Genomic DNA, 12,964 nt, shown 5'->3' with positions numbered 1-12,964 from the left:
GTCGTGCCTTATTTTGGGAACTGGGTGAGGGATTGTCGATGAAACTGCTGTTACTGCTACTTCTCGTCGCAAGCCGTGCCCTCGTAATTAGTGACGCCTTCCTTCTAGTGACGCTTTGTACGACTGTCAATCCCCGAAACCGGCCGGAACGATTTCGCCGGTTCGTCCGAAACGGAATCCTATGACCGACGAACTGGGCGACACATCGACCGAAAACGCCGCGTTCGCTGGCCGGCACGACGTGACGGCGTACGGCGCGACGGGCGACGGAACGACTCCCGATGCGGCGGCGATTCAGGACGCCGTGGTCGCGGCGGCGGACGGCGATGGAAGCGTCTATCTGCCGCCCGGAACGTACCGCGTCGAATCACCCGTGACGCTTCGCTCCGGCGTCCGATTCCGCGGGGCGGGAATGGGCGCGACGACGCTGCTCGCTGACGGGGACGACTATGCGGCGCTCGAAGGATTCGGAACCCCGGACGATCCGCTAACCGACCTCTCGGTCGAGGCGATGACCATCGATTGCTCGCCACTCGGCGACGGGGAGACGTACTCCACGGGCGAGAAGTGCATCTATTTCCAAAACGTGAAACGGTGTCGAATCGTCTCGGTCCACGCCTACGGCGCGCCCGCCACCGGCATCGGGACGGATTTCATGGTCGATAGTCTCGTTCACGGTTGCATCGCCGAGCAGAACGGGCGACTTTGGTCGCCCGGTGACATCGGGGCGAACGGCATCGGCATCGGCGCGGGTCGATTTTCGGCGGAAACTGTCGTCGTCTCGGACTGCCACGCCGCGGACAACGGGAACAACGGCGTGATGTTCGAAGCGCAAGGCCCCGACGCCGAGAACGTTCACGCCGGTTTCATGACGGCGACGGGATGTACCGCACGCGGAAACCGCATCGGTTTCCGTGACTCGGCGGACAGGTGTGTGAAGTTCGTCGGCTGTTCGGCGACCGAAAACGACGAACACGGCTTCGTCATCAGCGACAAGGACGACACGTCGCCGCCCGCGAGCGAACACCGCGTCGCCGACTGCCACGCGGTCGATAACGGCGTCCACGGCGTTGCGGTGCTCGACGGCGCTGGAACAGTGCTCGACGTGGCGAACTGTCAACTCTCGGGGAACGACGGCTGTGGCGCGTTCGTCGCGGCGACCGTCGATGGAACGGTTTCCGTCTCGAACGCCACCGTCTTCGAAAACGGGCAGTCGGGGATTCGATTCGAGAACGGCGGTGACCATCTGCGCGTCACCGGAAACTCCATCTTCCGAAACGGTGTCGCCAGCGACGACGCGGCGGGGATTCGACTCGCTGGCGGGACGAAGCCATACCGGTACGCGATAGTATCGAACAACGACGTGTACGACGACCGGGACGCGCCAGCGCAACGCGTGGGCATCGACATCGAGGGCGAACACGAGGGAACGAAAGTGGTCGGCAACACCTTCGGCGAACCCGCGGCGCTCCGATTCACGAGCTCTCCGGCGCTCGTCCGTGATAACGTCGGATACGCGACCGAAAACGGCGGTCGAGCAGCCCTCGCTGACGGCGAGACGATTCAACACGGACTCGCGGAACCGCCAACGAGCGTCGTGCTTCAAACCGAATCCACGAATCGGGCGTTTCCGGCCGAAATCGGCGACGACACGTTCACTGCCGCCGTGGTCGGTATCGACGGTGAACCGATCGATTCGCCAGAAACCGTTCACTGGGAAGCGCGAGTTCGGTGAGCAGCTGGCGCAATTTTTAGATACTCGAACGACGCGCTGTCAGTATCCCGTCTTCGATCGCGTCGGAAACGCGACCCCCCGACGAGAACGCATTTTTGCTATCCGGTTTCCACGGTGGTATTCGTTCCCGCTGGAATCGTCGTTGAGTTCGAAATCGCAACCGATTCGGTCGATTCACTGTTCGTCTCCGTTCCGGCAACGATGTTGCCCGAATCGAGCGTTTCGCTGCGGAAAACACGCTCAGTGATACATCGACCGTCGCGGCTCCGAACGTGAGCAGCACCGCTAGCGCGAGGACGACGAATCCGTTCTTCGTCTGACCCTCTGTCGAACTCCCGACCATTCGCCCCCACTTTTTCGTGGCTAGAAGAACAACAGTATCGCATGGCATACGAATGGCAGTATTACGACCTCGTCCTACTCAGTATCGCCGTCAGTATGTCCGTCGGGGCTGGCGTCGGGTTGCTAACCTCGGTTTCGATCCCGGTCGCGACTATCTCGGCGGGCATCGTCGCGTGTGCCATCATCGGCCACGGCCTATTCGTCAACGGCCCGGTCGATGAGCCGCAGGATTTGACGAACGAAGTGGAGACGCTGAACTGAGGGGCCACCGTTCCGAATCGTCTCCGCGAATCGCGGAGACGATTCGGCCCCAGATTTCGGCGTCATTTCCTAAAAAACCGATTACTACCTTCATAACGGTCGCTTTTCCCGGATTTCCGCGAAGTAAAACGCTACCACCCCGTCTCCCGTCGTGAGCAGTATGACCGACCCGACGCTCCTGCTAACCCATCGCCTCAGGCCCGACACCGCATCCGACCTCTACGCCGAACTCGATGGTCACCTTCCCGACGGCGGCCTCGCTCGGGCCCGAACGCCCGAAGAAGCGTTCGAACTGCTTCCCGGGGCCGACGGAATCATCACGGCGGGACTCTCCGAGGAGATGCTCGACGCGGCGAAAAACCTTCGCTGGGTGCAGGTGCTCAGCGCCGGAGTTGACCGCTACGACCGAGACGCACTCGAAGCGCGGGACATCGCCCTGACGAACGCCTCCGGCGTTCACGCCGAGCCAATCGCGGAGCAAGTGCTGTGGTTTCTCCTGACGTTCGAACGACGCCTTCACGTCGGCGTCCGTCAACAGTCCCGTGGCGTCTGGGAACGGTTCGAGGGCGGCGAACTCCGCGGAAAGACGCTCGGAATCATCGGCGTCGGCGCAATCGGAACCCGCGTCGCGGAGTTGAGTGCTGGACTCGGAATGACGGTTATCGGAACGAAGCGAAGCGTCGAGACTGCCCCAGCAATTCTCGACGACTGTTTTCCCGCCGACGATTACCGCGAGGTGCTTCGTCGAGCGGACTATGTCGTCCTCGCTTGTCCGCTGACGGACGAAACCGAAGGACTTCTCGGGTCGGAGGAGTTCCGACTCATGCCGAGCGATGCTGTGCTGGTCAACATCGCCCGCGGCGACGTAGTGGACGAAGCGGCCCTGATACGCGCGCTCCAGAATCGTCTGATTCGGGGTGCCGGGCTCGACGTGTTTTCGACGGAACCGCTCCCGCCCGCTTCGCCGCTGTGGAACCTCTCGAACGCAGTTCTCACGCCGCACATGGCCGGTTCGACGCCCCACAAGCCGGGACGCTGGCGAGAAATAATCGTGGCCAACTACGATGCGCTCGCGGCAGGTACCCTCGACCGCATGGTCAATCGAATCGTCTGAACGGTGTCTTCCGATTTATCCTTCGAGTCGGGCGAGAAAGGCATCCCACTCCGCGTTCGAATGCAGGCGAATCACGGCCGTATCCTCTCCCGTCCGTTCGAACTTCCGTTCCATCGCCGGGATCTTCTCCGCGGGAAAGTTCCAGACGTACCGCAAAAATTCCGTATCGACTTTCTCCTCACAGCCCTCGGCCATATCGGCGCGCGTCCCGCCACGGTTTCGAAACCATCGTTCGAGAATCCGATAGAGACAAACGTACCGCGGGACTGAAAGGAAAATCACGGTATCTGCCGCGTCGATTCGCGTGTCGATGGTACTTCCGTAATTCCCGTCCAGTATCCACTTCGGTCGCTCGATGAGATTCCGGTGCGTTTCCTCCCAGTCGTCGCGGTTCGGCTTTTCCCATCCGGGTTCCCAGAACCGCGCGTCGAGGTGCGTGACGGGCCTGTCCAGTGCGCGACCCAACCGCTTAGCGAACGTAGTCTTTCCCGCTCCGGGCGAACCGAGAACCATTATTCTGTTCATCGGCGGTCTTTTTCTGTTTGCCATTTCGGCCGGAGCGCGAAGTTATTCGACCACTAAAAAGAACGTTTCGATAGCGTAGTCCGTCACCACCGCCACCCCGACGGTGGGCGCGTCGCTACACCAGTGTGCGTCGGCCCCACGTTTGATAACGATATCCGACGATTCCCGATGGGGAGAGTATGACTACAGAAACAAACCAAAAACTCGTTCGGCGCGACGCCGAGGAGATTTGGTCGAAGGGGAAAACGGAGATTATCGACGAGATATACGACGAGGACTTCGTGCTCCACGACCCGTCGTCGCCGAACGAAGAACAGGGTCGGGAGGAGTATCGGGAGTACGTGGAGACGTTTCGTCGGGCCTTTCCCGACGCTCGGTACAGGGTCGATATCGAGCTCGCCGAAGACGACCTCGTGTCGCTTCGATACACGGCTCGTGGAACCCACGAGGGCGAACGGGTGACCGTCTCGGGTATGGAGATGTATCGCGTCGAGGACGGAAACATCGTCGAGATGTGGACAAACTACGACGCCCTCGGGTTGCTCCAGCAACTCGACGTTCTCCCGTCGCTCGACGAACTCACTCGGGAAGAGAGCGCGGACTGAGGGGCGACGGTCGTTCGACGATGTGTGTGAGAGTCGCTAGACGCCCGAAAAACGGTCGTCCAACCAATCGTAAATTTCTCCGTGGGCCAGCGAAAGGTTGCCGAGTTGGCAGTGTTCGCCCGCGCCCTCCTCCGTGCGAAACACGCGAAGGGTCGTCGGCCCGGCGATGGCGTCCACGAACTCGTAGACGAGTGGCAATGGAATCAAGTGGTCGTCCTCGCCTGCTAGCGCGAGCGTCGGACAGGTGATTCGGTCTGCAACGTCGCGAAGCGAGTACTCCCGAACCGTCCGACGGAGGGCGGCGGCGTCGGTGCCGAACACCCAACTGGAATTCTCCAGCTGCCAGCGCGCTCCCGGATCGAATCGCGCGCCGAACGAGGCCAATGCGTTCACGACCGCGCCGGGGGCGTGGTCGACGATATTCGCGATTCGTTCCTGTCCGTGGGCCGACGCAGACCAGAGGTCGAAACAGTGGTCGAACGCGATGCAGGCCGATACCCTGTCGTCTCCCGCCGCGGCTCGCGGCGCGTAATAGCCACCCATGCTCGCGCCGAGGAGGGCGATGCGCGTTTCGTTCGCATCGGATTTTTCTTCGAGAAAATCGAGGACTGGGCCGACGACGGCCTCCCAGTCGGGTCGCGCCCGCAGCCCTTCGAGTCGAAGCGGTGCGCCCTGTCCCGGCCCGTCGAAGACGAGGCACGAATACCCGCGTTCGAGCGCCGTCGCAACGCCACAGAGGAAATACAGTTCCTCCGCAATCGAGTCGAACCCGCCGAGACAGACGACGGTCGGAAACGATTTTTCGGTTCCATCACCGTCGTTATCGCTCGCCTCGGGAACGAACCAGTACCCCGGAAGAGTAGTATCTTCGTACGGAATTTCGACCTGCTGGGTGGGCGTATCGAGCAAGCCGAGCGCGCTTCTGAACGTCTCCCTGCTTCGCTCGTAGGTCGGGAGTCGTCGTGGGTCGTCCGAATCGAGGAAAAACTCCGCGGTTCGGTAGTAGTTGTGCGCCCGAAAAAACGCCCCTCGTGCGGTTTCGCGGTGCCTGCCGTCGAGCGCGGTTCGGGCCGTTTCGGCGACACGGTCGGCGGTTCGTCGCCATTCGGTGAACCATCCTTCGAAATCACCCTCGCCGATGTTTTCGACCGTGGCTAGACATTCGCCCGGTTCGGCCCCACCATAGGTTGCGTAACTCATGGCCCTGAGCGTCTGGTAGTCGAACGTTGCATCCTCGAAGTGGACGTTCATATGCCATAGACGGGGGCGAGGAAGATAGCTGATTCTCGGATGTTCAGTCGTCCGGCAAAACGAATAAATACTATCTCTGCTGGACACACATCTACCATGGCGATTTAACGCCGTCTCTTTCGTTTCCGTTCGTTCTGCACCGAGCACGCCACTCGGTGTGGGTCGAGCCACCGCTTTCGGAACTGTTCCTACGCATTGCGTAGTGACGACGTTCCACAAATCACGACAGATGCCGACACCAAACGACGAACCGACGGATACAGAATCGCAATCGAACGAAGCAAACGACATCGACATTTACCCGATACCGATGTTCGCCCGAATGGAGGTGACCGACATGGAGGATTCGACCGACTGGTGTCGGGAGGTCGCCGGATTTCGAGAAGTCGCACCACTGCCGGGCATCGCTTACCTTCGCTATCGCAAGTACGCGGATGTGATGCTCGTTCCCGCCGACGAATCCGAACATCCGGAGCAGACTGCACAAGCGTCATCCGAACTGGCCGGACACGGACTGTCGCTCACCCTCAACATGGAAAACGAAACAGTGGACGACGTGTTCGAACGCGCACAATTGAACGATACAACCGTGGTCAGTGCGCCGGAAGAAACGCCGTGGAACACGCGGCAGGTAACGCTCGCAGACCCCGATGGGTACCGACTCGTCTTCACGGAACCCGTGGACACCGAGTTGGATTTCGAAACGGTGATGAACGGTTTCGATTCGGAATAGCGGGGTCTACTCGGACGAGCGACTACCCGGATTTCGTTTCTTTTTATCCTCAAAAACAACCGAAAATCTCGATTTCAGCTCGAAAACCCGCGAACGGGCCGTTTAGTAAACCGAGTCCCTGATGTCTTCGTCCAAGTCGTCGAACGTGTCGAGGTGTACCTGTCGTTCGGTGCGCAGGTTCTCCAGTTCAGTCTCGTAGTCGGAAACGTTGTCGGCTACGCCGAATTCCCCGATGCCGATGTCGGGCACCGAACTCGGAACCGTGAGGCCGGTGGCCTCGTCTTCGGTCCATTCGACCGTTCCGCGGGCGATTTCTCGGAGGAGCGTCACGGATTCAGTGACGCCGATGTCCTTGCCGCCGAGGTGGCCCGTGTTGAGGACGAAACAGTCCACGCCGAGGTCGTCGATGAGGGTACGGAAGCGATTTCCTTCTTCGCCTTTCGGCCCAACGATGAACGGGTTGGTCCCGACCACGCGGATGGATTCGCCTGCCTTAGAGGGGTCGCCAGCGCTGGTTTCGATGGATTCGCCGAGCATGAACGCCACCGCAGCCTCTTCAGATGAGAGTTTGGCGACCGGCGGCATGACGGGATTGCGGGTGATAAAGAACACTTGGTCAACCCCGTCGAGGTCGATGTCGTCATCCGCAGATGAAAGATTGTCGCGGAGGATGATCGCCCGACCGTTGGAGGTGTGGAGGTCGCTGTCGAAATCCACGGTGCCGTCGTCCGCCACGTCCACGTTTTCGAGGACGGCGGACTCGTGGGTCACGGCGTCGTACATGGCTGGCTGTTCGTCGGCGTCCAGGCCGATGGTTTTGACGTACAGGCCGTTGCCTTCGCTTCCCGCGATGGAACCGTCGGGGAGCAGGGCGCACACGTCGTCCTGAAGCATCGTCGCCGTCTCGCCCTCGTCCTCGTCGAACCAGAGGCCGTGGGCGGTTAGCGTCGATTTGCCGGTCGCGGAGAGTCCGAGGAACGCCTGTCCGACGTTCTGAAGTTCGCCGTCGTCGTCGTGGAGCGTCACTCGTTTGCTTCCCGCGTGGAGGCCGAGGCCGCCCTTACGTTTGGCGTGGAACATGAACAGCCGGAGAAACGACTTTTTCGCCTCGCCGGTGTAGTCGGTTCCGAGAACCGCAGTGAGACCTTCCTCGGGAAGGATTCGAATCGCAATTTCGTCCCATTCCGGAACCTGTACGGTGACGAAATCCGGTTCGCCCTCACCCTCGACGGGTTCGAACAGCTTCGCCCACGCGAGGGCGATGCGACCGTACTCCTTGGGAACGTACAACCGGCATCGATAGGAGTGCTCGGCGTGGCGGCCCATTTGCCGGTCGATGCAGAGGATTTCGTTCTCCTGTGCGTAGTCGAGCACGTTTTCTATGTGTGTGTAATCCTCCGAGTCGAACCCGTCGTCTATCGCGTTTTTCGTCTTATCCGAGTTGCGCGAACGTTCTCTGCTCACGTAGGTCGGGGAGCCGAACTCCGCCGTGGTTTCGAGCTCGCGCGAGAATTCGCGAAGCTCTTCGAGTGACGGATTGTAGATGACATTGTCTGCCTCTACCGGATTAGGAAGCGTCTCTTTCAGGGGTCGGACTGCCTGCCCACTGTCTGACATCGTACTAATGAGAGCGGCATAGACGCCTATAATTATGCACGGTTTACACCGGCCTTAGTGGTGTCATAACACGATTTTTGGTAGAATTAGGATTTCGGAACTGAGTAAACATTTGCGGTATTTTGGCTTACAGATGGGATTTTGTGGAGTTGTCTGGTTGTCGATTACACTGTGGAAGGGACCGCCTGATTTGCTCTCGAAACCGGTCGTTGGTGGCTCTCCAATGTAGATTCTGGTGCGTAGGATTCGTTTCGGAGCCGTTGCGCTATCAGGTTCCGCATACCGGTTTGATAACGGACCGATGACCGCCGCAAACGGCTCATACGCTTTGTTTCCGATCGCTAGAAAGTCGGTCTCGGCGCTCGAACGAGCTATTATTATCGGATATCGGATTGTCGGTCGGAGGCGGTAGTCTCTGGAAGTGACGTTCGCGATGTTCGTCGCCGACGCGCTCGTCGAAAAATTGCGTCCGGAAGCGCTCCGACAGCGAGATTTCGTATTCGAGCCCCGACCCGCGATTGGATCGTACTCAGACCTCCGAGCCGGTGTGACTCGGCTCGAATTCGATCGGCTCTGCGTTTTCGCTCGTCTTGGAATACCTCGAAGGCCGCCGTCGTCTCCCCGTACGCGGTGATTTCGTGGGCCAGCGTGAGCGCGTCCTCGATGGCCTGCGCCGCACCTTGCCCAGCAAACGGTAACATTCCGTGGGCCGCATCGCCGGCGACGACGACTGACCCGCGATGCCACTGTTCAAGTGGTGGGACATCCGCCAAACCGGTACTGAACACGGCATCGGTATCAAGCGACTCGACGACGGAGGGAATCGGAGCGGGGTACTCCGAAAACAGTTCGCGCAGCATCGCTTTCGTCGGCCGTGAGTCGGTTCGCCCCTCCGCGGTGGACTCCGGCGCCGTAGCGAACCAGTAGAACCGATCGGCGTCGATGGGTGCACCACCGGCGTAGGTTCCCTCACCCCACACCTCGATTCCTCGAGTTCGGTGCTGCTCAGGTAAATCTACCGTAGCGATGGCTCGATGAACGATACTGTCCAGCGCTCGCGGTTCGACATTCGGCGCGACGGCATCCCGGACGACGGAGTTGATGCCGTCCGTCCCGATGAGGATGTCGGGCTCAATTTGCGTGCCGTCGGTAAATCGGACGACTGGCGCTTCCGTGTCTGTCACCGCTTCGCACGTCATTCCGGTTCTGACTTCGGCGTCTAGTTCGTCGAGGAGTATCCGCTGTAGTTCGGCGCGATGTATCGCCACGAAACCGTAGCCGTAGTCGGCCCGTTCGACTCGGTTCAGATCGAATCGAGTCAGCACTCGTCCGTTTGCGGACCGAATCAAACTTTCTTCGAGGGGAACCCCCGCTTCTCGGACGCGGTCGGCGATTCCGAGGCGGTCCAAAACGAGTAACGCGTTCGTCTGTAGCAGGATTCCGGCGCCGATGGGTCGGTACTCGGACGCGGTCTCGTATACGGTCGGAGTCCAACCCCGTCGTTCGAGCGCGAGTGTCGTGGTTAGTCCACAGATCCCTCCTCCGACGATAGCGACGTCGGGTATTTCTGTTGTCATCGGTGCTCCTGGCACAACTGGTGGGCGTCTCGTCGTTGCGGGGGTGTTCGCAGCGTTCGACGGTCTCGTTCCATATCTGTCGGTTCACATCGAGCCGTGAAATTCCGGCTGCCGCTTATCTACGCTGCTTTAAAACGCCCCGAGTTTCTTATCATACGTATGCGATATCTCACGGTTCTCGTTCATCCAGCCGAGGGCGGTGCGTTCCACCCGCTCGGAGAGAAACTCACGAAAGAGTCGGAGATCGAGCGGGAAGCGATCCACCACGTCGAACATCTCGCCGACGACACGGTACTGTCGTTCGCCGAGGGGAGCGGAGATCGGGGCCGATACGAGGAGATAATGCGAAACTCGCCGTACGTTGTCGACTATCTCGTTTCCGGAGGGAACCGGTGGATGGCTGTCAGTCAGTTCGAACCGACGGAGGCAACTCGACGCCTGCTGGAACGTCAACGCGAGTCGAACGTCGTTATCGAGACACCGATCTATTTTACCGCCGACGGTTCGCTACGGATAACTTATCTGGGAAGCGACGCTGCCTTTCGAGAGTTGTTCCGCGACTCCGTCGAGGAGTCGGCTGTCGCGTTCGATGTCGTCGAAACGGGTGACTACGAACCGGACGAAGCGACGCTCACGAGACTTTTAACGACGCGCCAACGGGAAGTGCTCGAAGTAGCGGTCGAGGTAGGGTACTACAGCGCGTCTCGCCAATCCACGCTCGACGATGTAGCAGCTGCTGTCGGAATTGCCCCGACGACCGTGGGCGAGCACCTCCGGAAAGTGGAGGAGCGCGTGTTCGGTGCTCTCGTTCGTTGATTTTCACGTGTGTACGAACGTCGCTCGTAAAGTCGCACTCTCGATATTAGTTTGGCCTCGGCACTCATAGGGTTCGTCACAACCAGCCGCCAGACTAGCTCGGAACACCTGTTTTCGTCATCGGCCACTCTCGACTACAGTACTACTCCTAAAAAATGATTGTCTCTGTCCGCGCCGACGTGACGAACTCAGACGGGCATCGTGCCCGTTTCGTTCGTCTCCATCTCGTCTTCCGTCGGTCGGTTTTCGAGATAGACGCGCGCATACGCCAGTTGAATTGCGGGGTGGAGGAACGTCGTAAGCAGGACTGAAACACCGATGAGGATGACATCGAAACTCTCGCCACCGCCGATAACGCCGACGATTCCGACGCCGAAGCCGATGATGACCGCCAACAGCGAGATACCGAAGAGTTTCAGCAAGTTGCCGGGGGCGACTTCCCAACTGGTTTCGAGGCTCTTCGTGAGGTTTTTGTCGTCGATGACGCAGGCCGGAAACGCGAGCGACAGTCGAAGGGCCAAGTAGATTCCCGGAATGATGAGGAAAATGAAGCCGATGACGACGATGACGCCGTAGACGATGGTCATCACGAACAGGGTGAGATACTTGCTCCCGACTCGTGAGGCGGCGTCGCCGAAATCGGTCCGTTCGTCGAACGCTTCGTTCTCCGCGAAGACGTGTGCGACGCCATCGACGAAGATACCGAACAACATCCCGACGAGCGAAAGGAGGACAAACATCTCTCTGAAACCACTCAGAAGTCCGAGGACGAACCCGAGGACGAGCAAAATCGGATTGCTGGCGAGCCATCCGAACGCCTGACTGAGCGTCTGGATAGCACCGCGACGGGGGAGTTGTGCGTACGCCATATTCCGAATAATTATTCAGAAATTTGAAAAGTGTTGGGATTGCGGTCAACAGGCTACCCCACGATTTACATTTTCACTCGATTCGCTCGCGCGCCGCCGCCACCACGAGGGGAAGCGTAATCGTCGCATCAGCATAGACGGAAACGTTACGCGCCGCCTTTTCCAGTTTGCCCCACGAACGCGCTTCGTCCAGCGTGGCTCCCGAGAGGCCGCCGGTCTGCGGCGGATCCATCGTCAATTGGACGCCGTAGTCGTAGGCCGAGGGTGAGACGAGCATCGTCTGAAGGACGTAGTTTTTCGGCACGCCGCCGCCGACGACCATCGCGCCTGATTTGTCGGCTTCGAACGCGAGGTCGGTGAGGTGAGTCATATCCCGCAGGGCGTCCAAGGTGAAATCCGTCGTCTGGGAGTACATCCACGCCTGGAGGCCGAGTACTGAATCTTGCACCGCGGGGCAGTAGATTGGAACGTCGTTTTCGTAGGCCGCTGCCGCGATTCCGGCGTCCTCCTCGATTCCCTCGCGTTCGTTCACCTCGCTGGTAGCACGGCCCAGTTCCTCGGTCATGCGCTGGATGCTGACCGTCTCCTCGATGTTGGGAAAAACCTCGGTGCGAAGGTGGGACTCGAACAGCGCGAAATGCTCCTGGGGGAGATAGACGTTGTAGATTCGGTCTACCTCCTCGTCGCGCAGCTGTTCGTCGTGTTCGCGCATCGATTTTCCATCCTGTCCGTCCCGTCCGTGTTCACGCGAGTCTTGCGAGTGTGAGCAGGAAGGGTGTGCCCTTCCGTGGTGGTGCTTCCCGCCGATTCCCTCGATAGCGTCGTGGGTGAGATTCGCGCCGGTCGTCACCAGCGCGTCGATGTGGCCGTCGCGGATGAGGTCGGCGACGATTTTGCGCATTCCGGTCGGAACCATCGCGCCGGCGAGGCCGAAGAAGTTGGTCACGTCGTCGCCGAGCATTTCGGCGTAGATGTCCACCGCCTTGTGGACGTTCGCAGCGCCAACGCCCGCGGAGCCGTACTCGTCGGCCAGTTCCCCGACGGTCATCCCCGATCGGACTTCCGCGTGAGCGATGGGGTCGTGGTGGAACTCCTCACGGTGAACGTGGTGTTCGCCGTGGTCGTGGCCGCTATGGCCGTTTTCGCCCTGTCCGTCGTGCTCACTTTCGCCCTGCTCGTCGTGGTCGCTCATGCTCCATGCTGTGTGAGCGATCGGCTTGAACGCCGCGATTATTCGACGATGACGTGGCCGTCGCATCCGACCGTCACATCGTGACCGAGATAGGCGAACGCTACTTGCTCCGGGGGCGTCTCACTCATTAGCAACGAATCGAGGGCGTCCGGGTCGAGCGACCCGTACAACGGTGGTTGGAGGTTCCACGGTTCTGTTTCTTCGACCGTCGCAACCGCTTCGAGGACGGTTTCCGAAGGTCGGTCGTTTCCTTCGAACTGGCAGATAGCCCTTTCGCTCTTTCCCATGTTGGATTGGTTGTTCACATCGTTCGTTAGTGCGTCGCCG

The 12,964-nt window shown here is 59.9% G+C and carries 14 protein-coding genes; 6 read left to right on the top strand and 8 right to left on the bottom strand.

The features are described from left to right. Positions 1-181: 181 nt before the first annotated feature. Positions 182-1,735 (top strand): right-handed parallel beta-helix repeat-containing protein, encoded by a 1,554-nt coding sequence (locus tag LIX15_RS02775; protein ID WP_227775988.1) that lies wholly within the window; start codon positions 182-184, stop codon positions 1,733-1,735. 98 nt (positions 1,736-1,833) lie between these two features. Here LIX15_RS02775 and LIX15_RS02770 read toward each other — a convergent pair whose 3' ends face one another. Beyond that, positions 1,834-2,088 (bottom strand): hypothetical protein, encoded by a 255-nt coding sequence (locus LIX15_RS02770; protein ID WP_227775987.1) that lies wholly within the window; start codon positions 2,086-2,088, stop codon positions 1,834-1,836. 31 nt (positions 2,089-2,119) lie between these two features. On the opposite strand from LIX15_RS02770, the gene LIX15_RS02765 reads away from it, so the two are divergent. Together LIX15_RS02765 and LIX15_RS02760 are read left to right on the top strand one after the other, a co-directional pair. Beyond that, the gene (locus LIX15_RS02765) at positions 2,120-2,338 is read left to right on the top strand and encodes a DUF8015 family protein (RefSeq protein WP_227775986.1); all 219 of its coding nucleotides are present in this window, start codon (positions 2,120-2,122) and stop codon (positions 2,336-2,338) included. 160 nt (positions 2,339-2,498) lie between these two features. Continuing rightward, positions 2,499-3,452: a D-2-hydroxyacid dehydrogenase gene (locus tag LIX15_RS02760; RefSeq protein WP_227775985.1), complete on the top strand. Its 954-nt coding sequence runs from the start codon at positions 2,499-2,501 to the stop codon at positions 3,450-3,452. 15 nt (positions 3,453-3,467) lie between these two features. On the opposite strand, the gene LIX15_RS02755 is transcribed toward LIX15_RS02760, so the two are convergent. Then, positions 3,468-3,965: a P-loop NTPase family protein gene (locus tag LIX15_RS02755; protein ID WP_227775984.1), complete on the bottom strand. Its 498-nt coding sequence runs from the start codon at positions 3,963-3,965 to the stop codon at positions 3,468-3,470. Positions 3,966-4,156: 191 nt separating this feature from the next. Here LIX15_RS02755 and LIX15_RS02750 point away from each other — a divergent pair, with 191 nt between their 5' ends. Continuing rightward, positions 4,157-4,582: an ester cyclase gene (locus tag LIX15_RS02750; RefSeq protein WP_227775983.1), complete on the top strand. Its 426-nt coding sequence runs from the start codon at positions 4,157-4,159 to the stop codon at positions 4,580-4,582. Between the two features lie 36 nt (positions 4,583-4,618). Here LIX15_RS02750 and LIX15_RS02745 read toward each other — a convergent pair whose 3' ends face one another. After that, entirely contained in the window at positions 4,619-5,833 is a 1,215-nt protein-coding gene (locus LIX15_RS02745; RefSeq protein WP_227775982.1) for an alpha/beta hydrolase, read from the bottom strand. A 202-nt stretch (positions 5,834-6,035) separates the two neighbouring features. Here LIX15_RS02745 and LIX15_RS02740 point away from each other — a divergent pair, with 202 nt between their 5' ends. Then, positions 6,036-6,566: a VOC family protein gene (locus tag LIX15_RS02740; protein WP_227775981.1), complete on the top strand. Its 531-nt coding sequence runs from the start codon at positions 6,036-6,038 to the stop codon at positions 6,564-6,566. Positions 6,567-6,668: 102 nt separating this feature from the next. On the opposite strand, the gene LIX15_RS02735 is transcribed toward LIX15_RS02740, so the two are convergent. Continuing rightward, positions 6,669-8,183 (bottom strand): phosphoenolpyruvate carboxykinase (ATP), encoded by a 1,515-nt coding sequence (locus tag LIX15_RS02735; protein ID WP_227775980.1) that lies wholly within the window; start codon positions 8,181-8,183, stop codon positions 6,669-6,671. Positions 8,184-8,560: 377 nt separating this feature from the next. After that, a complete protein-coding gene (locus LIX15_RS02730) occupies positions 8,561-9,760 on the bottom strand; it encodes an FAD-dependent monooxygenase (protein ID WP_227775979.1) in 1,200 nt (399 codons plus the stop codon). 159 nt (positions 9,761-9,919) lie between these two features. Between LIX15_RS02730 and LIX15_RS02725 the strand changes: the two genes are divergently transcribed. Beyond that, a complete protein-coding gene (locus tag LIX15_RS02725; RefSeq protein WP_227775978.1) occupies positions 9,920-10,576 on the top strand; it encodes a helix-turn-helix domain-containing protein in 657 nt (218 codons plus the stop codon). Positions 10,577-10,764: 188 nt separating this feature from the next. Here LIX15_RS02725 and LIX15_RS02720 read toward each other — a convergent pair whose 3' ends face one another. The 3 genes from LIX15_RS02720 to LIX15_RS02710 all read right to left on the bottom strand — a co-directional run bounded on the left by LIX15_RS02720 (position 10,765) and on the right by LIX15_RS02710 (position 12,942). Then, complete coding sequence (locus LIX15_RS02720) at positions 10,765-11,445, bottom strand: DUF7847 domain-containing protein (RefSeq protein ID WP_227775977.1); 681 nt, start codon at positions 11,443-11,445, stop codon at positions 10,765-10,767. A 73-nt stretch (positions 11,446-11,518) separates the two neighbouring features. Further along, positions 11,519-12,637 carry a deoxyhypusine synthase gene (locus LIX15_RS02715; protein WP_227775976.1) on the bottom strand — a complete coding sequence of 373 codons (1,119 nt, stop codon included), beginning with the start codon at positions 12,635-12,637 and terminating at the stop codon, positions 11,519-11,521. Positions 12,638-12,675: 38 nt separating this feature from the next. Continuing rightward, complete coding sequence (locus LIX15_RS02710) at positions 12,676-12,942, bottom strand: HalOD1 output domain-containing protein (protein WP_227775975.1); 267 nt, start codon at positions 12,940-12,942, stop codon at positions 12,676-12,678. Between the last annotated feature and the right edge of the window lie 22 nt (positions 12,943-12,964).

The sequence above is a fragment of the Haladaptatus pallidirubidus genome (genome assembly GCF_020700235.1).
Classification (GTDB): Archaea; Halobacteriota; Halobacteria; order Halobacteriales; family Haladaptataceae; genus Haladaptatus; species Haladaptatus pallidirubidus.
Note: the sequence above shows the minus strand (reverse complement) of the source record. Positions and strands in the feature narration are given on the sequence as shown.